The 996-nt window shown below is 57.6% G+C and carries 1 protein-coding gene; it reads right to left on the minus strand.

The window, feature by feature from the left end; translation table 11 throughout:
* Positions 1–996 (minus strand): DUF8437 domain-containing protein (locus tag B5G12_RS14170; RefSeq protein ID WP_522731453.1); only part of this gene is annotated, 996 nt, incomplete at both ends.

A 996-nucleotide genomic window follows, 5' to 3' on the forward strand; every position in this document is an offset into this window, starting at 1 on the left:
GGTCTCCTTTTTGTTCAACACCCGCTTGGGTTTGCCGCTGTCATCCTCCACGGTGTCATAGACCCGCGCATCCCGGAGGTTGAGGGTGTCCTCCAGAATCTTGTAGGCGCTGGCCCGCGCCGTGCCGAAGGTCTCGTAGGCCATGACGTCGTTGTGGCCCGTTTTGGTCTTGCCCTCGATCCGCCACTCGGCGGTGGACGGGGAAAATTTGACCCGAATGGCGTACCTTAAATAAAAGGGAATTTGAAAGGTCTCGTTCATAAACTTTTGGATGATGTCGGGGCTGATCCAGGTTGCCCCCAGCCGCACGTCGATTTCGGTGGCATCAAGGTCCTTGGGTTGGGCGGCGGTCAGGGCCTCCACGTTGACCTCAAAAGCCGGGTCATTCGCAGCGGCCAGCTTGGCGATCTGCAGTTTGTTGCGGACGTTGCCGGACAGATACTCGTCGGCAGTTTTCCAGTTCTGGTCGGAAGGGTCCTGGAAAATCACCCCGCGCAGCTCCTCGGTAATGCGCCCGAAATCCTCGGGCGTGCCCAGTAATTCCGCCATATAGGGCAAGTCCACCCGGCCTTTCTCTCCAATGGACACCGCCAGCGCCTCGGCAGGAGTGTCCACATGGGTGACGGCACGCTCGGGCCGGATGGTCCGTTTTGTGAACATATCCGCCTTGCTCTTGAGCTTGCCGTTTTCGTCCAGATTTTCGAGGGAACAGAGCAAATAATAAGAGGAATCGTCCTCAAAGAGCCGCCCGTTTTTGCGGTCGTTGAGCAAGCCAAATTTTGTGGTGAAGGCATCGTAAGCGGCGTTCAGTTCGGCCTGCTTGGCGGCAATGTCCGACTCCAGGAAATCTTCCAGCTGGTAGGCGATCAGTTCATTGACGATGCTCCGCAGCTCCACCATCCCCTTGACCCGCTCCTTTGCGTCGCCGCTCAGCTCCACTGGCGTCATGACCGAATTTTCGCGGTAGTAAACTTCGCCGTCCACCACCGTATAGGA

It is taken from the genome of Faecalibacterium sp. An58, from assembly GCF_002161515.1.
In the GTDB taxonomy this organism is placed as follows: Bacteria; Bacillota; Clostridia; order Oscillospirales; family Ruminococcaceae; genus Faecalibacterium; species Faecalibacterium avium.